21 protein-coding genes are annotated in these 22,064 nt (G+C 39.1%); 6 read left to right on the top strand and 15 right to left on the bottom strand.

What is annotated here, in order from left to right; all coding sequences use genetic code 11:
• Nucleotides 1-16 precede the first annotated feature (16 nt).
• The 11 genes from BFS30_RS02140 to BFS30_RS02080 form a co-directional block, all read right to left on the bottom strand.
• The gene (locus BFS30_RS02140; RefSeq protein ID WP_069377766.1) at nucleotides 17-1,456 is read right to left on the bottom strand and encodes a RagB/SusD family nutrient uptake outer membrane protein; all 1,440 of its coding nucleotides are present in this window, start codon (nucleotides 1,454-1,456) and stop codon (nucleotides 17-19) included.
• A gap of 18 nt (nucleotides 1,457-1,474) precedes the next feature.
• Nucleotides 1,475-5,092: a SusC/RagA family TonB-linked outer membrane protein gene (locus BFS30_RS02135; protein ID WP_237028697.1), complete on the bottom strand. Its 3,618-nt coding sequence runs from the start codon at nucleotides 5,090-5,092 to the stop codon at nucleotides 1,475-1,477.
• 203 nt (nucleotides 5,093-5,295) lie between these two features.
• The gene (locus BFS30_RS02130; protein WP_069377764.1) at nucleotides 5,296-6,417 is read right to left on the bottom strand and encodes a FecR family protein; all 1,122 of its coding nucleotides are present in this window, start codon (nucleotides 6,415-6,417) and stop codon (nucleotides 5,296-5,298) included.
• A gap of 64 nt (nucleotides 6,418-6,481) precedes the next feature.
• Nucleotides 6,482-7,060 carry an RNA polymerase sigma factor gene (locus tag BFS30_RS02125; protein WP_069377763.1) on the bottom strand — a complete coding sequence of 193 codons (579 nt, stop codon included), beginning with the start codon at nucleotides 7,058-7,060 and terminating at the stop codon, nucleotides 6,482-6,484.
• A gap of 490 nt (nucleotides 7,061-7,550) precedes the next feature.
• Complete coding sequence (locus BFS30_RS02115) at nucleotides 7,551-7,796, bottom strand: hypothetical protein (RefSeq protein ID WP_069377761.1); 246 nt, start codon at nucleotides 7,794-7,796, stop codon at nucleotides 7,551-7,553.
• A gap of 504 nt (nucleotides 7,797-8,300) precedes the next feature.
• On the bottom strand, nucleotides 8,301-8,612 hold the full coding sequence (locus BFS30_RS02105) for a hypothetical protein (protein ID WP_069377759.1): 312 nt from the start codon (nucleotides 8,610-8,612) through the stop codon (nucleotides 8,301-8,303).
• 10 nt (nucleotides 8,613-8,622) lie between these two features.
• Complete coding sequence (locus BFS30_RS02100) at nucleotides 8,623-9,315, bottom strand: glycosyltransferase family 2 protein (protein ID WP_069377758.1); 693 nt, start codon at nucleotides 9,313-9,315, stop codon at nucleotides 8,623-8,625.
• Nucleotides 9,312-9,974, bottom strand: a complete 663-nt coding sequence (locus BFS30_RS02095) for a glycosyltransferase family 2 protein (RefSeq protein WP_069377757.1) — start codon at nucleotides 9,972-9,974, stop codon at nucleotides 9,312-9,314. The genes BFS30_RS02100 and BFS30_RS02095 overlap by 4 nt, the downstream gene beginning before the upstream one ends.
• 103 nt (nucleotides 9,975-10,077) lie before the next feature.
• Nucleotides 10,078-10,767, bottom strand: coding sequence for a glycosyltransferase family 2 protein (locus BFS30_RS02090; protein ID WP_069377756.1), 690 nt, complete (start codon nucleotides 10,765-10,767; stop codon nucleotides 10,078-10,080).
• Between the two features lie 10 nt (nucleotides 10,768-10,777).
• Nucleotides 10,778-11,041 carry a hypothetical protein gene (locus BFS30_RS02085; RefSeq protein WP_069377755.1) on the bottom strand — a complete coding sequence of 88 codons (264 nt, stop codon included), beginning with the start codon at nucleotides 11,039-11,041 and terminating at the stop codon, nucleotides 10,778-10,780.
• Between the two features lie 58 nt (nucleotides 11,042-11,099).
• Nucleotides 11,100-11,837 (bottom strand): glycosyltransferase family A protein, encoded by a 738-nt coding sequence (locus BFS30_RS02080; RefSeq protein ID WP_069377754.1) that lies wholly within the window; start codon nucleotides 11,835-11,837, stop codon nucleotides 11,100-11,102.
• A gap of 163 nt (nucleotides 11,838-12,000) precedes the next feature.
• Here BFS30_RS02080 and BFS30_RS02075 point away from each other — a divergent pair, with 163 nt between their 5' ends.
• Nucleotides 12,001-12,609, top strand: a complete 609-nt coding sequence (locus tag BFS30_RS02075; RefSeq protein ID WP_069377753.1) for a hypothetical protein — start codon at nucleotides 12,001-12,003, stop codon at nucleotides 12,607-12,609.
• On the opposite strand, the gene BFS30_RS02070 is transcribed toward BFS30_RS02075, so the two are convergent.
• A complete protein-coding gene (locus tag BFS30_RS02070) occupies nucleotides 12,581-12,979 on the bottom strand; it encodes a glycosyltransferase family A protein (RefSeq protein WP_069377752.1) in 399 nt (132 codons plus the stop codon). The genes BFS30_RS02075 and BFS30_RS02070 overlap by 29 nt on opposite strands.
• Before the next feature lie 104 nt (nucleotides 12,980-13,083).
• Here BFS30_RS02070 and BFS30_RS28010 point away from each other — a divergent pair, with 104 nt between their 5' ends.
• Nucleotides 13,084-13,950 (top strand): glycosyltransferase family 10 domain-containing protein, encoded by an 867-nt coding sequence (locus tag BFS30_RS28010; RefSeq protein WP_069377751.1) that lies wholly within the window; start codon nucleotides 13,084-13,086, stop codon nucleotides 13,948-13,950.
• A gap of 55 nt (nucleotides 13,951-14,005) precedes the next feature.
• Here the strand turns inward: BFS30_RS28010 and BFS30_RS02060 are convergent, their stop codons facing one another.
• Nucleotides 14,006-15,628, bottom strand: coding sequence for an ABC-F family ATP-binding cassette domain-containing protein (locus BFS30_RS02060; protein ID WP_069377750.1), 1,623 nt, complete (start codon nucleotides 15,626-15,628; stop codon nucleotides 14,006-14,008).
• A gap of 90 nt (nucleotides 15,629-15,718) precedes the next feature.
• Here BFS30_RS02060 and BFS30_RS02055 point away from each other — a divergent pair, with 90 nt between their 5' ends.
• The 3 genes from BFS30_RS02055 (at nucleotide 15,719) to BFS30_RS02045 (ending at nucleotide 17,410) form a co-directional block, all read left to right on the top strand.
• On the top strand, nucleotides 15,719-16,303 hold the full coding sequence (locus tag BFS30_RS02055; RefSeq protein ID WP_157262860.1) for a hypothetical protein: 585 nt from the start codon (nucleotides 15,719-15,721) through the stop codon (nucleotides 16,301-16,303).
• Nucleotides 16,304-16,375: 72 nt separating this feature from the next.
• Nucleotides 16,376-16,954, top strand: a complete 579-nt coding sequence (locus tag BFS30_RS02050) for a nitroreductase family protein (protein ID WP_069377748.1) — start codon at nucleotides 16,376-16,378, stop codon at nucleotides 16,952-16,954.
• Between the two features lie 3 nt (nucleotides 16,955-16,957).
• Entirely contained in the window at nucleotides 16,958-17,410 is a 453-nt protein-coding gene (locus BFS30_RS02045; RefSeq protein WP_069377747.1) for a 3-oxoacyl-ACP synthase, read from the top strand.
• Here the strand turns inward: BFS30_RS02045 and BFS30_RS02040 are convergent.
• Together BFS30_RS02040 and BFS30_RS02035 are read right to left on the bottom strand one after the other, a co-directional pair.
• Nucleotides 17,403-18,254, bottom strand: a complete 852-nt coding sequence (locus BFS30_RS02040; RefSeq protein ID WP_069377746.1) for a polysaccharide deacetylase family protein — start codon at nucleotides 18,252-18,254, stop codon at nucleotides 17,403-17,405. The genes BFS30_RS02045 and BFS30_RS02040 overlap by 8 nt on opposite strands.
• Before the next feature lie 29 nt (nucleotides 18,255-18,283).
• Entirely contained in the window at nucleotides 18,284-19,174 is an 891-nt protein-coding gene (locus BFS30_RS02035; RefSeq protein ID WP_069377745.1) for a polysaccharide deacetylase family protein, read from the bottom strand.
• Between the two features lie 211 nt (nucleotides 19,175-19,385).
• Between BFS30_RS02035 and BFS30_RS02030 the strand changes: the two genes are divergently transcribed.
• Nucleotides 19,386-21,890: a S9 family peptidase gene (locus tag BFS30_RS02030; RefSeq protein ID WP_083251910.1), complete on the top strand. Its 2,505-nt coding sequence runs from the start codon at nucleotides 19,386-19,388 to the stop codon at nucleotides 21,888-21,890.
• The last annotated feature ends 174 nt before the right edge of the window (nucleotides 21,891-22,064 follow it).

Here is a 22,064-nt window from a genome sequence, read left to right as displayed (position 1 = left end):
TATAGGATTCGTTATTTTATCTGATATTTTGGTCCATGCTACTATTGTCCATCACCTCTTTAGGAAAAAGGAGGGTATACCTTGGATCACCGGCAGGGAGTGTATAAGTTGTAATGGTTTGATTTGGAGTTGCTCCTGAAGTCACTTTTCTGATGATACTCTTGTTTAACCTTCGTAAATCCGACCACCTCAGGCCTCGCATGAGTAATTCTTTTCTTCTTTCTACAAGTACCTTTGTCAATGCTTCGTCTGCGGTAGCTGCGGTCATGTTGGTATAGGTTCCTGTTAACCAACGTTTACTCAGTAAGGCATTTAAATCTTGCATTGCAGCATCTTGGTTTCCTGTTCTGGCATAACATTCTGCTCGAATCAGGTAAATTTCATCAACTGCCAGGCCTGTAAATAAAGTTGCAAAAAATGCCGGCTCATAATTTCCGGAAAAACGAAATGTTCCATCTGGTTCTCCCATATCATTGAAATTTTCCTTTATAAAGACTTTGCTTCTCAGATCGTTTGGTGCGTAAGAAGCCGCGAGAACAGGATCTATCTTTGCCACATTGTTGAAGCCTCCAAAACCCGTGGACAATATTGGACCGGCAACAGGTGCAAAGGATTGATTGTAATTAATGGTATGAAAGATGACTTCGATATGGAAACGTTGAAATGGTCTGTCTGAATGTTTATTTACATCAGCCGAATTGTAGTCTAACAATTGGTTGTTTATCTGTAAAGCTGCATTGGCATTAATCAAGGCATTAGGGTAATCTCCCATGGACAAATAGGTTCGGGAAAGCATAGCAAAGGCTGCTCTTCTGTTTGGTCTGGTAGCGATGCTGGAGGTATTTGCAAGTAAATTTACAGCTTCATGTAAATCTTGAAGGATTCGGTCGTATGTGTCTTGTACACTACCTCTGACGGATGTTCCATTAATGTCGGCGTCAAGCCTGAGTGGGATTCCGGGATCCTGCCTTGCAGTGGCAGCCCGGTAAGGCCGGGCGTAAAGCTGAGCTATATTCCAGAAACAATAAGCCCTGTAAAAGAGTGCTGCACCTCGTAGGTTGTTTAATAATACCGGATCATCCCCTTTACCTTGCAGTTTATCCAAAGTCTGAAGGACCAGGTTGGCATTATATACAGTTTTATATGGATTTAACCAATTCGGTACAGCTGACATTCTTTGAGCTGACGGATTCCAGGTATATAAATTTTTTTCTTCCTGAGGAATACTGGCTAACTGATAACTGGCATCGGTTATATAATAATCATCCGAGGAGATTTCTCCATCAAGAGGGTAACCCGTATTCATCGTTGTATAATTGTCCAGCATGAGCTGGCAATCCTCGGCGGTGACAAGAAAAGCCTGGCTGCTGTTTTTTTTTATCGCTACAAATTTCTGACAGGATAGCAACATCAAACCAAGCAATATGCCGGATAACAGGGTAGGAAAAGTTTTCATGTTGATTGAGTTATGGATTTAAAAACTAGCGCTTAAGCCTAAACTATAGGTCTTAGGTTGAGGATAATCAGAAATATCGGGATCAATACCCTGCTTATTTGCTCGCCATAAAATCCCCAGATTAGAGATATTCGCATAAATTCTGGGATTTTTTATGACCCAGTTTTTCTCCTTGAAAGTGTAAGACAGGTTAATTTCCTGCAAACGAATATGATCTGCTTTCAAAACGTTAACATCAGCATATTGATAAAAAAGATCTCTTATTTCGGTTTGTCCTCCAGGGCCGGTAACTGGGAAAATTAAAGAAGGTACATTGGTGCTTTTTTCATCTCCTGGTTTTTGCCAGCGTTGGTTGTACTCCGAACCAAGCATAACATTGTCATTGAATAAAGCCGAGTAACGAACCAGATTGGTTACTGATCGTCTGAAATAATACCCCAGTTTATACAGGATATTTGCAGAAACAGAGAAATTTTTATAGTTAAAAGTATTGCGTAAGGATCCGAAATAAACCGGGACAGAAGATCCAAAATAGTGGGCTGTTGAGAGCGGTGCTGTCGCGATTGCATTGTAAACATCAATGTCACCAGTAATTCTTACAGGGTTTCCATCGATATAGCCCATCGGGTCACCGGTTTCAGGATCTAATCCTGCCCATCGGAAAGCGTATAAGCGGGAAAGCCCGGCCCCTTCATTAAAGGAAATAAAGGAGTACAGTACCTGTTCCACTGTATTGGCTTTATCACTGAATAGTTTTGTTACTTTCACCTGGTTGTTGCTGAACAACAAGGTACTCTCCCAGCTAAAACTTCTTGTTTTCAGGTTGAGGGAGTTTAAAGTAATATCTATTCCTGTGCCCCTCAAATCTGCGGCGTTATAGGGAAGAAGACTGAAGCCCGTACTAGGATCCAAAGAAGTGGTTGAAATCAAATCCGTAGTTTTACGGATATAATATTCTATACTTCCGCTTAACCGGTTATTTTTGATCCCAAAATTCAATGCAAGGTTCATCATAGCAGCTTTCTCTGGTCTCAGTAGGCGGTTTGCCCCATTATTTGTAGAGGCATAAGGCAATCTATTGCCAACAAATGAAGTGTTGGTATAACGGATAAGTGGAACAGGACTTACTGTTGTATTTACGTTGCCATTATACCCGAAGGTTGCCCTGAGCTGTAAATTCGGAAGCCAGTCCATGTGATAAAATTTTTCGTTATTGATAGCCCAGCTGCCACCTAAAGAGAAATAGGAGGCCCCATGTTTATTCGTTCCCTGTCCAAATGTACTTGATATATCATTTCTGATGCTGGCAGAAAAGGTGTAACGTCTATCATAGGTATATGCGGCATTTGAATATAAGCTGAAAGACCGGATTTTAAAATCACCGAATCCTGAGCTGTATGGGATTAAATCATCAGGAAATCCGGTATTAGGATCTATAAATAAAGTATTCTTATATACACCAAATGGCAGCCCATTATTTACTGTTAGTGTTTTTTCATTGTAACCATAAAACCAACTGTCTCTGAAGTTGTTGTAATTCTGACTGACATCCACACCCCCTATTACGGTTAATACGTGTTTGTCTGCCCAGGTTTTATTGGCATTTAATTGTCCCCGTAAAGTTTGATTGTTAGATTTGCCGATATTGGGGATATAAAATCCACCCAATGGAATTGCCCTTTCAAAGGTGAAGGGGTCGGTAAACCTATTGATCATGCTTCTCATGAAATAAGAGTTCTGGCCTCTGAGCTCTGTGCTTTCATCCTGACCCCAGGCATTATTATAGGTGATTGTGCCGGAAAATACAGGACTGAACTTATAGGATACATTCAGATTCATATTTATCAGCTGAGATTTGTATTTCAAATAGCTCTGGTTAATGTCTTCCAATGGTTTCCATGTCATGTCCAGGATCTTATTCCCATAAGTTTCTGCTAAAAGGTTGATGAATGCTGGCCGGTAGGTACGTGAAACGACTGCGGGATTTTCCTGGTCATCTACCAGGCGGGTATAAGGATACATTCCTTCTCCTGTGATGGCACCGTTGATGGTATTTCCGCCGTCCTGCTCGTTTCTGTTCTGTTGACTGTAACCTATAATAGCTTGAAATTCAAGATTTTTCGTTGGTTTTACGGAGGCATTATAATTCACATTAATTCTGTTTGCATCAGAATGTATGGTATTATTGCGGTTTTTATCAAAGCCGCCTGATAAGCGATAGGCATACTTGCCTGTACCTCCGGCAATTCCAAGTGCATAGCTTTGAAGGATGGACTTTCTTAAGAAGTATTTAGTCAGGTCGTTGCGAAGGTCATTGTTTCTCAGTTTATCCAGCTGACTATTGTATTCATTAAGAGCTATCTTATCTCTTTTCCAGGAATTCCAGATTTCGGCCACCGGGGTGAGGAAAGGTTGTGGCATACTAATATCCGGATCACTAACCGTTACCGGGTTCTGGCTATAATTGTAATTCAATTGTGCAACCTGTGCATCTACATAATCACTGGTACTCATGTATTTATTATAGAATAGATCCATCTTATCGGTAATGTTTACATTACTATTAAAGAAGATACTTACCGGACGATCATATTCCCCTCTTTTTGTTTTGACCACAATTACACCATTGGCTGCTCTTGAGCCCCAAATGGAAGCCGCTGCTGCATCCTGGAGGATATTTATACTTTCTACCTCGTTTGGATTGATCTTATCGATGGAGTAGGGGCTGGCAATTCCATCGATAACAACAAGCGGTTGTCCGCTAGCCTGGTTCGGATCACTACTGGGAAGCGCTTGTAAATTATTCTTTCCGCGAATCGTTAAGGAAGCCAAAGGGGAGATTTTTACCCTGCTGGAATTGGTTGGAGATGTGAAGTTTTTATTGTTAAAATCTAACCCTGTAGTAATACCTTCCAGTCTTTTGAGTAGATTTTGATCAGTGCTGTGTTCCAGTTGTTTTGCTGTAATGACCTGGAAGGACCCTGTAGCTCTTTCTTTAGGCAAGTCCTGATATCCTGTACTGACAATCCCTATTTCTTTAAGTTGGCTTGAACGGATAGAAAGCATAATGATCAGGGGTGCCCCCGGCTTTCTACCGGACGCTTTAACGACCGTTGGTTCGTAACCAACATAGGAAATTAACAACAACTCACCAGGTTCTACCTGGATAGTAGATTCCCCTTTTTCGTTGGTGATAAAAGACTTTCCGGTTCGCTTAACAGTGATGGTTGCATCCGGAAGTGGCCTGTTGTTTTCATCAACTACCTTTATCAAAAGGTTGAGATCTTTGAGTTGCTGATTGATTTCCTCCCTTAGTATTCTGGGATTTCTTTTAATGACTATTATTTTGTTATTAATGGTATACGTGAGGTCCTGATTCATCAGGCAATATTTAAGCGCCTCCTCCAGGCTTACTTCTTTAACATTGATGCTAACTTTCCTAGCCGATTTTAGAAGGTCGATGTCACAAAAAAAGTCATAACCGGATTGGGTTCTGATTTTTTTGAATAGTTTTTCCAAAGAAGCATTCTTTTCTGATAATGTAATTTTTTGAGTATCAGTGGCTAAACTGACTTGCAGAAATACTGTTGTTATTAAAACAATAATCAGTTTCATAATGAACAGAGATTTCTTCATACAGGGGATTAACCTGTAGGAGATTTCATGATAAAATTTCATACATTTGAAATGGTTGTTTTTTTTCTGGCACTTAACCTTGTCTATGAGCTTAAGAGTGTCAGATGGTCGTCATTGAGTTGATTTTCTTGATGATAAAATTCAAGCCATGCCGGAGGTGCGTAACGCCTTCGGCATTTTTCGAATCTACTTTAAGGTATAGGTTAATCCATAATAATAACCCTCCTTCCCTGTACTTTTGAATTTATATGACCGCTGGATTGCAGCATCTTTAATACTTCAGATAGATTTTTAGAGCGTGAAATTACGCCCCAGTATCTTGTAGAATCCGGACTCACCTGGTAAACGACTTCAACATCATACCACCTTGCTATTGTTTTCATGATGCTGGGTAAATTTTCCCCGTTAAAGATAAAATCATCGTTTTTCCAGGCTATATTTTTCTCTGTATCGGCAGGTTCGATCTCAATATTTTCAGAATGAATTTTTGTAAGTGCCATCTGACCAGGTCTGAGTAATCTATTATTTGATCCTTTAGAAAGTAAAATACTTCCTTCAAGTAAGGTCGTCTGTATTTGGGGATCATCTGGATATCCATTGATATTGAAATGTGTTCCCAGTACCTTTACCTCCTGATGGCGGGTAATGACCTTAAAGGGTTTGTTGCTATTTTTTGTGACCTCAAAATATGCCTCACCGCTTAATATGACCGTTCTGTCTTTCCCTTCAAATGTGGTGGGATAGGTCAGGGTGGAAGCAGAATTTAACCAGATCTTTGTGCCATCGGCAAGCAAAAGCCGGTATTTACCACCTCTGGGCGTTTCCAATTTGTTTATCGTTGATAACATCTTTTTATGCCCTTGAACGTTGTAGCTTACTTGTCCGGCAGTATCTTTATGGATATTGATACGATTTTGTATGGCTATTAAGCCGGTATTACTGCCCTGTAACAGGATTTCTTTTCCATTGTCTAAGGTTAGAATGGCTTTGTTCCCACCAGGAGTGATATCCTGAGTTGAGGTGTTTTTTGGAGTAGATAAGGGATGCGTTCGCTGGCTCAGATAAAGAAAGACAGGAACACTCATTAAAAATAGAAGAGCCGCTGTAATAGATAATCCTGGCCATAATTTTCTTGGTTTCTTAGCATGCAAAGATAATTTGTTCCACATTCTGTCATGAACTATCGAAGTGTTTTCCATGGAAGGTCTGTATTCACTGCTGGCCAGTTCATATAGGTGCCAGCTTTCCACCAGAGCCCGCTCTTCTTCAGAGCAGGTATCATTGACGTATTTATGGATAAGTTCTTGTGGATTATATCTTTTCATTTTGTCTGAACTACAACTATATGTAAGTTAAGATGACTGTTAGGCCCAGATGAAAAGAAAATATTTATTTATTGAATAGTAACAGAAGAAAAGTAAACAAGTCAATCTTCCCTCTAAGGATCTTTAGCGCATGATTAATTTGATTTTTTACAGTTTTTTCAGAAATTCCCAATTGCTCTGCAATCTCCTTTCTGGATAGGTAATGCTTTCGGCTAAGTACGAATACTTCGCGCATTTTATCTGGTAAAGCATCAATTTCCTGCTCAATAAGTTTACTGAATTCCTTTTGACGAATATTGTTATCAGTAATATATTCTCCCTGTTCAAGGAATTGACGGAAAGAGTCTTCATAATTAATACGTACTTTTTTACGGTCCAGAAGATTGAAAAATTTGTAACGAACTGCAGTATATAAGTAGACGGATATGGTAGATGTGATGTTTATTGTGGCTCTTTTATCCCATAAGTAGAGAAATACTTCCTGAACTATATCCTCCGCTTCTTCCTTGTCTTTTATTACTTTGCAAGCGTATACATATAATAATCCCTGAAACCGTTTATAGATTTCATTGAATGCATTATTGTCACCCTTCCTGAGCAGGTTTGTTAATTCAAAGTCCGTAGATGAGCTATAAGAAAGCATAGGTGAAATTATGCTAAAATTCGGGTAAAAACAAAAACCCGGGAAAGGTATTTTCCCGGGAGTTATAAAAACTAAAATGAGGAGTTTTTAAGAACCTTTAACGTAAACAAATCGTTTAGCTCCGCCACCTGGTTGTGAACTTTGAGTTCCCTGAGAATTGGCAATATAGGCCAAGACGGTAGTTTCAATGTCACTAGGAACAGCTGTAGTGTCATCCAGATAGATAGCACAAACACGAACACTACCAGTAACACAGGTAGGTTTTACACTCATTAATCTATAACTGGAAGTTACGGTTGGGTCACCGACTCCGTTATAGGAATACCAATTAGCCATAATATAGGATGCTTTTGTAAATCAAAAAGCAACAAAAACTTTTGTTTTTTTACCTACTCTGTTCAGGGTTTTCGGTTTCCCCCTCTTGTCTGCTATAACACCGGCCATTATAGCAAATATTTTATCTAGAACTGGCCTCAAAAAAGTGCAAAGATCAACAAGCCCTTAGATAAACAAAACGTTTAGCCGCTCCACCGGGCTGACTACTCCCTGTAACCAATGCATTAGAGATGTAAGCCAAAACAGTAGTTGCAATGCTACTAGGCACAACAGTAGTTTCGTCCAAATAGATCGCACAGATTTTACATGCGCCACTACAGGTAGGTTTCACAGAAACCAAGCGATAACTGGAAGTTGCGGTTGGATCACCAATTCCATTATAAGTATACCAATTAGCCATAATATAGGAGGCTTTTATAGATCAAAAAGCAACAAAAACTTTTATCTTTCCTATTCTTTTTGAGGTTCTCGGATTGCCTTTATTGATAATTATTTTTATAGATTCTCTGATAACTAACAGTTCTTTACATACACAAAACGCTTAGCTCCACCACCTGGTTGCGATGTTTGTGAGGCTAAAGCATTAACCATATAAACCAGAACATTGTCATCGATTGTTGATGGGACCATACCAGTTTCATTAAGGTAGATCGCGCAAATTTTACAACTACCGTTTACGCATGCAGGTTTTACTCCTGACACTCTATAGCTGTTGGGTGAAAAGGGATCTCCAACACCATTATATATATACCAATTTGCCATAATCCTAAATACTTTTGTCAATCAAAAAGTAATAAAAAAAATGTTTTTCCTACTCTGTTCAAGGTTTTCGGATTTCCCTTTGTCTGAATACTAAATTACACCATATATGCCCTGTTTGCTAGGGTCAGATGTCCCCAAAAAATTAAAAATCTTCATTTTTGTTTGGTTCAACTGTTCCTCTTGCCGGGGTTATTGACATTCTCACTTCCAATGGAACCGGAGGGAAAGTAGAGGATGGTTGTCCTTTTCCTTTAGCCAAGGCACGAATGATGTAAAACAAGAGACCAGGAGTACCTTCGAGATCAGGCTTTCTTTCCGGGTCATTAGGTATTTCATCTGCAAAAATTGCAGCTAAATAAGGACCATCTAAGGTGTCTGGGGCCTCATCCAGGACTTTGTAACTCTCGGGGTTGCAAATATCCAGGTCGTTGTTAATGAATTGATACCAGGGCATACATTATATTTTAATTATCTGGCCTACTCTGTTCAGGGTTTTCGGCTTTCCCCTTATACGGAACATTCATCCATTCTATGGCATGTCTTTTATGTTTTGGATTTTCAAAAGGTTTTAGTGTGGTATTGTGTGGGTGGAGGATTGCGATAAATCCGTCGTTATAATTGTGGGCATATATCTTAGCTCCTGAATTCCATAGGTAATCATAGTCCTCTCCAATTTGCAGATCCTTAAAAGGATATTTTTCCCAAAGATTTTTTCTATAGGCCATCGTTGCACCGGATAGCCATGGGCGTTGATTATCCGGATCAGCGTAACGCCAGAATTTCTGAACCAATGGAGAGAAAAAGGTAATGGTGTTTAGTCCGCAAAGGTCGGCACCAGAAGACTCCAAAGCAGAAAGCTGTCTGCTGATCCAATCGTGTGCATACCAGTCATCGTCATCCCAGTGCATTATGATTTCACCCTTTGCTGCCTCGCAAGCATAATTTCGTTTCATGCCAATAGTACTGACGGTCTCCCTGTGAAAATACCTGATCCGATGGTGTTTCGGGACCAATTTAACCACTGGATCCTGACCGTCATCGATAATGATGAGTTCTGCATTTTGATAATCCTGACCTAAAAAGTAGCCTATAGCCAAAGGAATGAATTTTGGTCTGTTGGCAGTAGGCATGATGCAGGAAACATATGGTATTTTCATGATTCCTCATTTTGTGCAGGTTGTTTCCAGACCATTCCTGTCTTTTTATGTTTGATGTCCTCAACTGGTTTAATGCTGGTATTGTGTGCATGTAGGATCGCGATAAAGCCATCTAAGTAATCCAGGGCAAATGTCTTTGCATTGGTATTCCATACAAAGTCATAATCTTCACCTACCTGAATATCTATAAATGGATGCTCTTGCCAGAAAGATTTTTTATAGGCCATTGTGGCACCGCATATCCAGGGTTTTTCCAGGTCTTTATCTTCGTACATCCAGTGTTTTTCAATGGATGGTGAGTAAAAGACAACCCTGTTCAATCCGGTAATGTCGGCTCCGGAAGTAGATAAAGCATCAACTTGTTTACTGATCCAGTCTCTGGCATACCAGTCGTCGTCGTCCCAATGCATAATGATTTCACCCTGGGCTTTCTCACAGGCATGATTTCTCTTTACCCCAATTGTTCCCAGGGGTTCTGAGTAAAAATAGCGGATCTTAGGGTGAACAGGAACTATAGAATAGGCAGGTGTAATGCCATCATCAATGATGACAAGCTCTGCATTGGGGTAATCCTGTTCTAAAAAATACTTAACAGCAAATGGGATATATTTTTGCCTGTTGGCGGTAGGCATGATACAGCTTACAAGAGGTTGGTTCATAATGATTAAGTTTTATCTTTAAAATTAGAGAAAATGGAGAGGGGGAAATAGGGTCAAATGTCTCAAAAAAGGGGATATTCAATACGGATTAAATCGTAGGAAGCTAGTCCAGATAACCAATAACCTGATCTTTATCTTCTCCTTTCAAAAGCTCACTTCTTGATAAAAAGAATTCAAAATGCCGGTACTCCCAGGTATTCTTACCGTGGTAGATATAAATGTAAAGAAAGGGGGCTTCCTCTAATCTGAGTAACTGTTTTTTTGAGGAGAGGAACCTGATCACATGGGAATCTTCCCCTTTGTTGCTATTGGTATATTGATTTTGTAGAAGAATAACTTTTCTGCACAATATAGTGCCTTCCCAGGTGTATGGAAAAGAATAGTAAGCCTCTTTTTTTGTAGTGTCGTATAGTAATATCCGGCTCAGAACACTTGCCTGGTAACCCTCTCCTTTGTTCTGAATGCTATTATATTGGTAGGAGATCCGACTGGGATGATACCAGTCGTCGTCATCCCAGATGCAGACATAATCACCATGGCATTTTTTTATGGCTTGATTTCTTGCATTTCCCAACGACTCTTCTTCTTCTCTTTCGATCGGAAAGATCTGGACATCATTATTCTGGGATTGATTAAGTAGTTCTCTTGTAGATGTATCGGTGTTTGGGAAGGAGACAACTAATTCTTTATTCAGGTAATTCTGTGATTTAAAACAGTTGATTGCTTTTTGGAGGAGTTCAGGCCTGTTGTTTGTAATACAGATACAGGAAATTAGGGGATAGGATGGTTGCATAACAGAGAGGTTAGGGTAATACAGATCTTAGATAAACATATTTTTTTGTGCCGGCCGGGCGTTCTGGTTGAAGTGCTCCGGTAGCAAGAGCTGCTTTGATGTATTGTTGTAGATTTATTGAAAGAGGGCCTTCAGGAAGAGTATCTTCCCCTTTGGCGTAAATTGCACAAATCTGATTGCCACAAAGACAAGTGTGTTTGACGGTTAGTCTTCTATAACTTGAAAATAAGGTCGGGTCGCCTGCCCCCATATAAACGTACCATGATTTAGCCATAATATTTGTTGTTGGTTTACAAAATAAAATTAGATAAAACGACGTGGTTCAAATAGGGTCAAATGTCCCAAAAACGAGATTGTGATTTTAATCCACCCAACAAATAATAGTCCATATTAACTACGTCCTGTACAGTTTCATTGATGTCTTCCAAAAGGACACTTTGGAAAAAGCAATTTTGATAATGTGCTTCATCAAAACGGTTATGATGATAATAAACATAGATATAGAGGTGTGGGGATTCAGAAATATGGTACAACAGATTTTTTGCAGATAAAAAATGAAGAACGGGATGGTCATTTGTTCTTTCGATATCCATATAGATCGCCTGAAGCAGGATTTGTTTTTCACATAGTAGTGTTTCTTCCCAATTTCGGTACGCAGAGTAGAAGGTTTGTTGATTTTTGAAATCGAAGAGCAGGATATGCATCAATGTACTTGATCGAAAAGGGCTGTTTTTTAATACCCGGTATTGGTCAGAAATTCGGTTTACATGATGCCAGTGATCGCTATTCCAGATACATATAAAATCTCCCCCTGCAGCATTGATTGCAGTGTTTTTTGTGAGCATCAGTTGTTCTTCTTTTGGATGTATTATCCGGATCAGCCTGATGATTGAGCTGCTTTCGATTTGATCAATAACTGCTTTTGTTAACAGGTCATCCTCCGGATAAGAAATAACGAGTTCTGTATTTGGATAATCCTGTCTTTGAAAACAAGCTAATGCTCTTTGAAGCGTAATCGGGCGGTTACTTGTAATACAAATGCAGGAAATTAATGGGTTACTACAATTCATGTCTGGATATTTTTAATTAGGGAATTGATCTAAATTACAGGTAAACTGATCGCCGTAATAGGGTCAAATGACTCAAAATGGTTCCGGTTGTTCAACTGATTTAGTTTTTTAATAACTTGATCTCCTATCAAAAATTTAACGCGGTATTACAAATGGAGAACTTATGAAGCTGATTCAGAAAATCAAAAAGCATGAGATGCTAAGGCGCTGGGCAATAGCAGAAGTTCATGTTGAATATTTAAATTCTATAAATGAAGCCCCTGCTCAGGAAACGTTGAGATTACTTTATTCAAAGGACCCTATAATGGAAGGAAAGGGAATTAAGAGGTCATTGAAAATGCATCACCTATCGCTTGTAGACTGCCTGCCATCTGATGTAGTTTGGTATTTAGCCAGGCTGGAGCTGAAAAAGTCTGAATTTGATCAATTGTATACCCTTCCGGTATTTGATCTTGCCCAGATTACTAATAATACCTATAAGGTGTCTTATGCTGCTAAAATTACTCAGCAAAAACCGTTGCTGAATCCTAGAATCTCTGCGATTAGTGAGGCTTTTAAATCTGATCCTAAAAGTGTGCAATTATCCGGGATGATTGTTCTCGCTCAGGGAATTGACGGACCTTATACTATCATTGAAGGAAATGGAAGATTGATCAGCTTATATAGTTTTTTATTTCTTGATGAAAATTCCTTTCCATTAAATGATCCTATAGAGGTGGTTATTGGTTTTTCTGATGCTAAATTTAAGATTGATTATAAATATCTGGATTAGGAATAAAATAGGGAGCATACCCCCAATCGCCTGTTAATGAGTAATAGCAGATGCAGATAAATTCTCCGTTTGCCGCTGAAATAGCATTGTTTCTCGCCTGACCTAATTTTTCGTCTGTTTTACGTTCAATTCTGACCATTTTTATAGTTGAAAGTTCTTCGATCTGTTCGACTACTCTTTTGGTCAGGAAATCATCCTCAGGATAAGAAATTACTAGTTCTCTCATTGGGTAATCCTGCCTTTCAAAACAGGCCAGTGCCCTTTGAAGTAAAGTAGATCGGTTACTGGTAATGCATATACAGGAAATTAGAGGGAGTGATTTTTTAATGAGTTTAAGGTTTCTATTTATAACAGGATCTAAATTACTCATAGAAGAATCTTCCGGATAGGGCCAAATGTCCCAAAAACCGGAAGGATGCAGTTACGTGTTTTTTAGTCTTTATTTTCGAAGACAGAACATATAATTCCATTCCTATGAAAGTCAAATTTTTTGCAAACTATGACAAGTCAGCTGATCTTTTAAAAAGGTTTAAGGCAAATTATCATATCTATGATGACGGGATCATCTTTACTATTGATGATGATTATGATTTTGCAGTTGTCTTTAACAGAACTAATGAGCAGTTAAGGACTCAGGCAAAAGTGATCACCGTGATTCAGGAGCCATCATGGAGCCCTGTCCATTGGAACAATCGCTTTCTGACACAAAGTGATTATTTGATCATTCATGATGCTCAGTTATTTGAAAATACCTATCAGATTGAACTTGGGAAAAAGGTGTTTGAATGCCCTTCTTACATGTTCTACCATGATCACATAGATAAATCTCTATTTATGGATACGAAAGTCGTTCAAAAAACAAAGAGATTATCGATGATTGTTTCTGCACTGAGCATGGATGTTGGTAACTATGGAAAACGACTGCGTTTATTGCGTAAAATATTGGCCTCCGATCTGGATATTGACATCTTTGGCAGGGGATTCAATATTTCTGATGAAAGATATAAAGGAGGGATAGAGTTTAAATATACAGGCTTGTTACCTTATGAGTATTCTATCGCTATTGAGAATTCTAATGAGAAGAACTACATTACTGAAAAATTTGTTGATTGCGTATTATGTGATGTCATTCCTATCTATTGCGGTGCTCCGAATTTATCACAGGTTTATAATGACAAATACTTCCATACCATCAACCTGGATAGCCATACGATTATTGACGATATCCGGGAAATCATTAAGATGCCTGCTCCGAAACAAAACCTGGACAGCAATAAGGATCGGTATTTTCAGCAGCGAAATCTCTACAGTTTGATCAAAGACCTGGTGAAAGGGGATTAAGGACAAAACAAACAAAGGGGGAGTGCCCCTTTGTTTGTTTTCATAAGCCTATGGCCTATTTATACATTTCTGCTCTTAACTGAGCCACATCTTCACTTGTTATGTATTCATCATAGCTCATCATCTTATCAATTGCGCCTTTAGGAGTCAATTCAATAATCCTGGTGGCTACAGATTCCGTTAAGGCATGATCTCGGGAAGTAAACAATGCTGTTCCTTTGAAGTCCTTCAGTCCGTTGTTTAAAGCAGTGATCGACTCTAGATCCAGGTGATTCGTTGGCTCATCAAATAATAAGAGATTTGCATGTCTTAGCATCATTTGAGAAAACATACAACGCATCTTCTCACCACCGGATAAAACTTTCACGTTTTTCAATACTTCTTCACCGGAGAACAACATTCTGCCTAAGAAACTTCTGACAAATTGTTCATCCTGATCAGTACCAGAATATTCGCGCAGCCAATCTACCAGGTTCTCGTCCTTACCTTCAAAATAAGGCGTATTGTCGTTCGGGATATCAGCTACATTAATGGTTACTCCGAATTTAAATTCTCCGGTATAGTTTTTCTCACGACCGGTTAATACGTTGTAAAATGCAGTCGTAGCAAGGCTATTCTGAGAAAGAATGGCAATTTTATCGCCTTTATTCACCATGAAGCTAACGTTTTTAAACATCACCTCTCCATTGGAAGTATTTGATAAATTCTCTACCTGTAAAATCTGGTCTCCTGCTTCTCTGCCCAAATTGTTGAACAATATTGCAGGGTATTTTCTGCTGGAAGCTTTAATCTCAGAAATATCGATTTTATCCAAAGCTTTCTTACGCGAAGTAGCTTGTTTAGATTTCGATGCATTCGCACTAAAACGCTGAATAAATTCCTGTAGTTCCTTAACTTTCTCTTCCAGTTTTTTATTCTGGTCGCTGCGTTGTTTCAAGGCAAGCTGGCTTGACTCATACCAGAAGGTATAGTTACCCGAGTAGATACTCATTTTACTGAAGTCGATATCAACGATATGTGTACATACTGCATCTAAAAAGTGTCTATCGTGAGATACCACCAATACAATGCTTTGATAGTCAGCCAGGAAGTTTTCTAACCAGGCAATGGTATCAATGTCCAGGTCGTTGGTAGGCTCATCCAGCAAAAGAATGTCCGGGTTACCAAATAAAGCCTGTGCCAATAATACACGTACTTTCTGGTTACCATCCAACTCTTTTAATTGCTTATAATGGTGTTCTTCTTTGATTCCTAAATTGCTCAGCATGGTGGCCGCATTGCTTTCCATGTTCCAGCCGTCCATTTCTGCAAATCTGTTTTCCAGCTCACCCGCACGTTCACCATCTTTATCTGTAAAATCTTCTTTTAGATAAATGGCATCTTTTTCCTTCATGATTTCGTACAATTCCTTGTGACCCATCATGACTGTTTCAATTACCGTAAACTCATCAAACTCATAATGGTTTTGTTTTAGAACCGCCATACGTTCACCGGGAGTAAAAGCTACACTACCAGAAGTCTGGTTTACTTCGCCGGAAAGAATCTTTAGGAAGGTTGATTTACCTGCGCCGTTTGCTCCAATTACACCATAGCAATTGCCATGAGTGAATTTTAAGTTCACATCTTCAAATAAGGTACGTTTCCCGTAACGAAGGGATAAGTTAGAAACTGAAATCATAATGCTGAAAAATAAGCCGCAAAGGTAGTTATAATTTATAAAATGATTTGACTGAGGATTTATTAGTTTTGATCTTTAAATTTGAATGACGTGACACGCGACGAATTAACAGCCAGATTGAATGCTTCCATGGAGGCAAGAATGGTCGAAATCCTTACTGGAATTGCGGACAATAAATTTTCAATAGAAAACTCTGAACAGTACTTTCAGATTAAAGATTTGATTGATCTAACCTTTCATCCAAAGAAAGAAGTTGCGTTCAGGGCCGCCTGGACACTGGAGTATATCTTCATGAACTACCATTGTGCCGGAGATCACCTGGACGATCTGCTGAGTCGTTTTGCAGCCCAGAAAAATCAGAGCTGCATGCGTCATTATGGGAAAATTTTAGCCTATTTAACCAGTAAAAAGGCAACAGGATTAAAACAAGGACAGCTTGAGAATACTAATTTGGAACCTATTGTGGACATCATGTTTAGCTGGCTGATTGATGAAAAAGTGTTAGTTGCCACTAAGGTGCATGCCATGCAGGTATTAGCTAACCTCGCTCCACGTTATACCTGGATCAAAGAAGAACTGTTGGAAACCATAGCTTACCTGGAAGATCTGGAAACTGTTGCTTTTTTTGGAAGAGCAAAACAGATCAAAAAAGCCCTTAAAAAAGTCAATGTATAAAACAATGACCTTTAGCAAACAATTAAGAAGGGATAAGTACTATTTTTGCCGTTATTCATATAAAAAAGCCTGATGGAAAAAGAAATAGATATATTAAGCCGCATTATTAAGCGCCGTCGCAGCATTTTCCCAGACAGTTATACCAAACAGGAGATACCTGTGGAGCTGATCCGACAAATTCTGGAGAGTGCAAATTATGCGCCTACACATAAACTGACAGAACCATGGCGTTTCACGGTCTTCAGAAATGAAGGCAAAATGAAACTGGGGGCAGAGCTGGCCAGATTGTATAAAGCGACCATGCCGGAGCATCAGTTCCTGCAAAAAAAATACGATAGTATTTTAGAGAAAGCGGCACAGGCAAACTGCATCATTACATTAAATGCCGAATTACATACTGATAAAATCCCGGAATGGGAAGAGCTGGCAGCATTAGCTTGTGCGGTTCAGAACATGGCCCTTACTGCTGAAGCCTTAAATATTGGTGCTTATTGGAGCTCACCTGCGATGATTGCTGATCTGAACAGATTTTTAAATCTTAATGATCAGGAAAAGTGTTTCGGTCTTTTCTATATGGGATACCATGATGAGGTGCCAAGAGCGGCCAGGAGAACTCCGATTGAAGATAAAGTCAGATGGGTAGAATCATAATTTATGCAGAACATTAAAGAGAAGTTATACCTCCTTTGTCTGGGCTTTATAGAACAGAGGATACAGACTGCAGAAACGGCATTGGAGCAGGCACGTGAAGCCAGTAATGATGATACCAAAAGTAGTGCCGGTGATAAATTTGAAACCACAAGGGAAATGATGCAGCAGGATATCACCAGGAACAAAAGCCTATTGATGGACGCGCAGCAAAATCTGCAGCTTTTGAACTCCATTAAAGATACATCGGGAAATGAAAGGGTGAGGAATGGTAATCTGGCTTATACTTCGCAGGGGATATTTTATATCAGTATTAGTGCGGGACAATTGCAACTGGAAGGAGAAAGTATTTTTGCTATTTCTTCAGTTTCGCCAATTGGCAAGCTACTGATAGGAAAGCAGAAAGGAGATACCTTTGCCTTTAATGGCAAAGATTATCTCCTCAAAGATATTATTTAAAACTTTTGTTGATGCTGTTGTATAGATTTCGGGCAGTATAAGTTCCGGGATCTATAATACGGCGGATGGTAAACAAAGGATAGTTCGGATCACGTTTCGTAGATAAGATAAACGCAGCTTTAAAACCGTGTTCTTTCAATTTGTGCAGGTTCTCTGCTTTGGAAACACCATAAGGATAAGCAAAATACTCCACCTTTTTTCCGGTAATGGCCTCCAGCGTTTTTGTCGGCTTGTCAATCTGAATTTCCCAGTCTTCTTCTGTGAACTGAGCAAAGTTTTTGTGATTCCAGGTATGACTGGCGATTATATGCCCATCGTCAGAAAGTTCCTTAATCTGAGCTTTACTCATGTAACGTGGTCGGCCAATGGAAACCGTCATAATGAAAAATACTCCTTTAAAACCATGTTTCTTTAATTCTTTAGCACCTACCGTATACTGATCAAGATCAGTATCATCAAAAGTGATCATAATTGGTTTTTCAGGAAGCTTCTTCCCATAATTCAGATAATCATACAATTCATCTGGTAAAATAGTATGATAACCACTATCGGCCAGCATTTTTATATGCTGACTAAAATTTGCGGGTGGAATGATGTCATCATGAGCACGTTTGGAATCACTGGCCTTCCAATCCCTGATTTGGTGGTAACAAAGTACAGGAACTTCCTTTTTTGCAATGATTTCTGATGCAGTAGCAGCCTTATTGCTCAGGCTGTCCGTATTGACGGCCTTTACCGCAGCCGTTCCGGTAACTGTGTTTTCTTTACCTGCCTGGCTATTGCCGATACAAGAAGAAAGGGCTAATGCCGAGAAAGTAGTTATTTTTAATAAGGTATTTTTCATGGTGATTTTTTCAGTAGTTAGCGTTCAGCTTAAAAGCTGTTTTTTATGCTGTTACTTAATGTTTTAGAGCTCCAGTAACCGCTGGCAATAATTCTTCTGATTGTAAATAAAGGATCATTTTCATCACGTTTGGTGGCCAGGATAAAGGCCGACTTCATCCCTCTTTTTTTAAGTTCAGGAATAGCTTCAGGATTCCACAATCCAAAAGGATAAGCGAAATGATGGATGTCCTTTCCGGTGATTTCTTCTAACGTTTTAGTTGGTTTCTCAATTTGAGTTACCCAATCCTGTCCCTGGTATTTCTTAACATTATGGTGATCCCAGGTATGCGAACCAATTACATGGCCCATGTCAGAAAGTGCTTTAATCTGATCTTTACTCATATAGTTAGGTCTGCCAATAGAAACAGTCATTACAAAAAATACACCTTTAAATCCATACTTTTTCATTTCAGGAGCAGCGATCGTGAACTGATCAAGATCAGTATCATCAAAGGTGAGCATGATCGGCTTGCTTGGCAATTGAGTTCCATTATTTAAATAGTCGTAAAGCTGATCAGGAAGAATCGTGTGGTAGCCACTATCTGCCAGCATTTTCATATGATCCTTGAAAGTCGCAATAGGGATGATATAATCCTTTGCCCCCTTAGAGTCTTTTGGTCTCCAGTCACGAACCTGATGATAACATAGAATAGGGACCTGCTTACGTGCAAGAATGGTTTTAGCGTCTGCAACTTTCATTTTAGAGATATCGCCGGTCGCAGCTTGAGTTTCTTCAGTAGGGAGTGTATTTCCTCCATCCGTTGTTGCTGTCAGGGAATCTTTAGTGTTTTTATCAGTGCTGTTGCTTTGTGATTTTGACTGGCATCCTGCAGTAAAAATTACTGCCGCAGCGAAAAGAGGTAAGAAGGAATATTTCATAAATAAGTATTTGGTACAAAACTAAAAAATCAATCCTGATTTACTCATAAAATTAAAATTTGTAAAGCCTCATACGTAAATGTTTTTCCGATGTTTTTGAAATGCGTGTACGTAAATTGAAATGATAGGTAAACTATCGCATTTATTACAAAGAAGGGAGTATCTATTCCGTCTGTAATCAATAATTTAGACGGTTTATTAAAAAGCACAAATGAAGAAACTTTACACACCACTTTTATTGTCGCTTTGTATGGGGTATAGTGCCATGGCACAAAAGAAAACTTTTACCATTACAGAGTCCACAGTAGCTGCTCCGAAAGCCAATTACCAGTTGGCTTCGAGATTCTCACCTGCAAAGATTAAGAAAATGGTCTATTCCACCGCAGTAGATCCACATTGGCTGAAATTGAGCAATCGTTTTTGGTATGAATATGAAACCCCGTCAGGAAAAGAATGGTATTTGGTCGACCCTTCAGCGAAAACCAAAAAGAAAATCTTTGATAATGCAAAACTAGCGGCAGAAATTACCACAATTATTCGTGATCCTTTTGATGCGCAACATCTGCCTTTAGAAAACCTGAAATTCTCTAGTGATGAAAAAGCAGTGACCTTTGAAGTGAAGAGTTCTGTTGATGAACTTAAGAAGGATAGAAAGGATAAAAAAGCTGCCGATTCTATGCAGAAAAAAATCTATTTCTTCAATTATGTGCTGGCCGGGGCAAAATTAACTGAAGTCTCAAACTATGCTAAGCCTAAGGCAAAACCGAATTGGGGCTCTGTAGCTCCGGATTCCTCAGCAATTATCTTTACCAGGAATTATAACCTGTATTGGATGGATAAGGAAAATTATAAAAAGGCGGTTAAGAATGAAGACGATAGTACTATTGTTGAAAATCAACTAACAAAAGATGGACTGAAATTCTATTCATACGGTAGCAATGGTGATGGCGAGAACAATGAGGAAAATGAAAAAAACAATAAAAAAAGAAGAAGAGCCTATGTGTTATGGTCGCCAAACTCTAAATATTTTGTACTAAATAGATCTGATAGCCGTAAAGTAAAAGACCTCTGGGTAATCAATAATATTAGCGCTGGGAGACCTACACTGGAAACTTACAAGTACCAGATGCCCGGCGAGCCGGAAGCACCGATAGATGAAATGTTATTATTCGATTTTGCTGCTAAAACTTATAAAAAGCTAAATACCGCTGCTTTTAAAGATCAAAGCGTTTCTGCCTGGGGAGCCCCTTCATTAAATAAGGATAGAGATAATGAATTCAGACCTTCCATCTGGTTGGGAAATAATAGTAAAATCTATTTCTCAAGAACCAGCAGAGACCTGAAAAGGGTAGATATTTGTACTGTAGATATTCATAGTGGAGTAGTGAACTCGCTGATTGACGAACGCTTCAATACTTATGTGGAAGTAAACCGTCCCGGATTGGTTAATGATGGTAAGGAAATCATCCACTGGTCGGAACGCGATGGATGGGGCCATTTTTACTTGTTCGATGCTGCAGGAAAACTGAAAAATCAAATTACCCAAGGTGCTTTTCATTGTGAAGAGATTGTTAATATAGATCAGAAAAATAGGGTGCTTTATTTTACCGCCAACGGCAAAGAAAGTAAAGAAGATCCCTACTATGTGCATTTGTATCGCATCAATTTTGATGGTTCCGGAATGAAATTACTAAATCCCGGGGATTTTGACCATTCAATCAGTATGAATGATGAAGCCAAATTCTTTGTAGACAACTTTTCCAGAGTTAATACTGCGCCTAAATCGGTGGTTATGGACAACAATGGAAGAGTAATCATGAATCTGGAGACAACAGATCTCTCCTTGTTAATGGCTACAGGTTATAAATTCCCAGAGCCGTTTAAGGTAAAAGCTGACGATGGGATTACAGATATTTATGGGGTAATGTACAAACCATTCGATTTTGATCCTGGCAAGAAATATCCAATTATAGAGTATGTTTATCCGGGACCTCAAACAGAAGCGGTAAATAAGGCCTTCAGCAAGAGTATGGACCGAACTGAACGTTTGGCGCAGTTTGGCTACATTGTAATCACTGTAGGTAATCGCGGAGGTAATCCTGCAAGGTCAAAATGGTACCATACTTTTGGCTATGGAAACCTGCGCGATTATGGGTTGGCGGATAAAAAGGCTGCAGTCGAGCAGTTGGCAGATAAAAACTCTTTTATCGATGTAGGTAGAGTTGGGATTACAGGGCATTCAGGGGGTGGATTTATGTCTACTGCTGCGATGCTGGTTTATCCTGATTTCTTTAAAGCAGCAGTATCGAATGCGGGTAACCATGACAACAGCATTTATAACCGCTGGTGGAGCGAGAAACATCATGGAGTGAAGGAAATCATCTCTGCAAAAGGTGATACTACATTTAAATACAGTATTGATAAAAACCCTGATTTGGCTAAAAATCTGAAGGGGCATCTAATGCTGATGACTGGCGATATTGACAATAACGTACACCCGGCAAATACCATAAGGGTTGCCAATGCCTTGATGAAAGCGGGAAAAAGGTTTGAGTTTGTAATCGTTCCCGGACAACGTCATGGCTTTGGTGATTTAACCGAGTATACTTTCTGGAAATTGGCTGATCACTTCAATAAGTATTTAATCGGTGATTTTTCTCAATCAGATCAGGTCGATGTGCTTGAAATAGAAAGGGAGATCGAACAAAAGAAGTAAATTATCATAATATATCCAGTTTGAAAATAACCGGTGTGTTTAGAGCACATCGGTTATTTTATTTCAAATGAGGCCCCGATGGTATTCTCTATATCTTTTGTGATTTCCGGACTGAACTTTGGGCCATTTCTCGTGAAATATCTGAAATGAATAGGATCCAATAAATTAGTCCCG

It is taken from the genome of Pedobacter steynii (assembly GCF_001721645.1).
In the GTDB taxonomy this organism is placed as follows: Bacteria; Bacteroidota; Bacteroidia; order Sphingobacteriales; family Sphingobacteriaceae; genus Pedobacter; species Pedobacter steynii_A.
The sequence above is the reverse complement of the archived record's forward strand: the minus strand, read 5'-3'. Positions and strand labels throughout refer to the sequence as shown.

What these genes read in the sequence shown, in the direction of transcription:
- BFS30_RS02140 (WP_069377766.1), bottom strand. Translation starts at nt 1,456, where the DNA reads ATGAAAACTTTTCCTACCCTGTTATCCGGCATATTGCTTGGTTTGATG.
- BFS30_RS02135 (WP_237028697.1), bottom strand. Translation starts at nt 5,092, where the DNA reads ATGAAGAAATCTCTGTTCATTATGAAACTGATTATTGTTTTAATAACA.
- BFS30_RS02130 (WP_069377764.1), bottom strand. Translation starts at nt 6,417, where the DNA reads ATGAAAAGATATAATCCACAAGAACTTATCCATAAATACGTCAATGAT.
- BFS30_RS02125 (WP_069377763.1), bottom strand. Translation starts at nt 7,060, where the DNA reads ATGCTTTCTTATAGCTCATCTACGGACTTTGAATTAACAAACCTGCTC.
- BFS30_RS02115 (WP_069377761.1), bottom strand. Translation starts at nt 7,796, where the DNA reads ATGGCTAATTGGTATACTTATAATGGAATTGGTGATCCAACCGCAACT.
- BFS30_RS02105 (WP_069377759.1), bottom strand. Translation starts at nt 8,612, where the DNA reads ATGCCCTGGTATCAATTCATTAACAACGACCTGGATATTTGCAACCCC.
- BFS30_RS02100 (WP_069377758.1), bottom strand. Translation starts at nt 9,315, where the DNA reads ATGAAAATACCATATGTTTCCTGCATCATGCCTACTGCCAACAGACCA.
- BFS30_RS02095 (WP_069377757.1), bottom strand. Translation starts at nt 9,974, where the DNA reads ATGAACCAACCTCTTGTAAGCTGTATCATGCCTACCGCCAACAGGCAA.
- BFS30_RS02090 (WP_069377756.1), bottom strand. Translation starts at nt 10,767, where the DNA reads ATGCAACCATCCTATCCCCTAATTTCCTGTATCTGTATTACAAACAAC.
- BFS30_RS02085 (WP_069377755.1), bottom strand. Translation starts at nt 11,041, where the DNA reads ATGGCTAAATCATGGTACGTTTATATGGGGGCAGGCGACCCGACCTTA.
- BFS30_RS02080 (WP_069377754.1), bottom strand. Translation starts at nt 11,837, where the DNA reads ATGAATTGTAGTAACCCATTAATTTCCTGCATTTGTATTACAAGTAAC.
- BFS30_RS02075 (WP_069377753.1), top strand. Translation starts at nt 12,001, where the DNA reads ATGAAGCTGATTCAGAAAATCAAAAAGCATGAGATGCTAAGGCGCTGG.
- BFS30_RS02070 (WP_069377752.1), bottom strand. Translation starts at nt 12,979, where the DNA reads ATGAGTAATTTAGATCCTGTTATAAATAGAAACCTTAAACTCATTAAA.
- BFS30_RS28010 (WP_069377751.1), top strand. Translation starts at nt 13,084, where the DNA reads ATGAAAGTCAAATTTTTTGCAAACTATGACAAGTCAGCTGATCTTTTA.
- BFS30_RS02060 (WP_069377750.1), bottom strand. Translation starts at nt 15,628, where the DNA reads ATGATTTCAGTTTCTAACTTATCCCTTCGTTACGGGAAACGTACCTTA.
- BFS30_RS02050 (WP_069377748.1), top strand. Translation starts at nt 16,376, where the DNA reads ATGGAAAAAGAAATAGATATATTAAGCCGCATTATTAAGCGCCGTCGC.
- BFS30_RS02045 (WP_069377747.1), top strand. Translation starts at nt 16,958, where the DNA reads ATGCAGAACATTAAAGAGAAGTTATACCTCCTTTGTCTGGGCTTTATA.
- BFS30_RS02040 (WP_069377746.1), bottom strand. Translation starts at nt 18,254, where the DNA reads ATGAAAAATACCTTATTAAAAATAACTACTTTCTCGGCATTAGCCCTT.
- BFS30_RS02035 (WP_069377745.1), bottom strand. Translation starts at nt 19,174, where the DNA reads ATGAAATATTCCTTCTTACCTCTTTTCGCTGCGGCAGTAATTTTTACT.
- BFS30_RS02030 (WP_083251910.1), top strand. Translation starts at nt 19,386, where the DNA reads ATGAAGAAACTTTACACACCACTTTTATTGTCGCTTTGTATGGGGTAT.